Origin of the sequence: Bradyrhizobium sp. PRIMUS42 (genome assembly GCF_023006515.1) — a bacterium.
Lineage (GTDB): Bacteria > Pseudomonadota > Alphaproteobacteria > Rhizobiales > Xanthobacteraceae > Bradyrhizobium.
In genome coordinates this window covers 1-223 of sequence record NZ_JALBGZ010001669.1, presented here as the reverse complement: position 1 = coordinate 223, position 223 = coordinate 1, and the positions used below count along the sequence as shown (strand labels likewise).

Sequence of the window (223 nt, the reverse complement as noted above, 5' to 3'; positions counted from 1 at the left end):
TTGCATCAGCTGCCAGGAGATGAAGGTCGAGAACATCGCCATCTCGCCTTGCGCGAAGTTGAGATGGTCGATGGCCTGGTAGATCATGACCACGGCGAGCGCCATGCAGGCGTAGATCGCGCCCGTGGCGATGCCGGCCAGGACCTGGTTGGTGAACAGCTCCATTGTCCCGGCTCCCTCAGTAACCCAGATAGGATTTGCGGATTTCTTCGTTGTTCGCGAT

1 pseudogene is annotated in these 223 nt (G+C 58.3%); it reads right to left on the bottom strand.

Annotated features, from left to right (window positions below):
* Positions 1-165, bottom strand: a pseudogene (locus MOV75_RS42210) (branched-chain amino acid ABC transporter permease); the annotation flags it as partial.
* Positions 166-223: the final 58 nt, after the last annotated feature.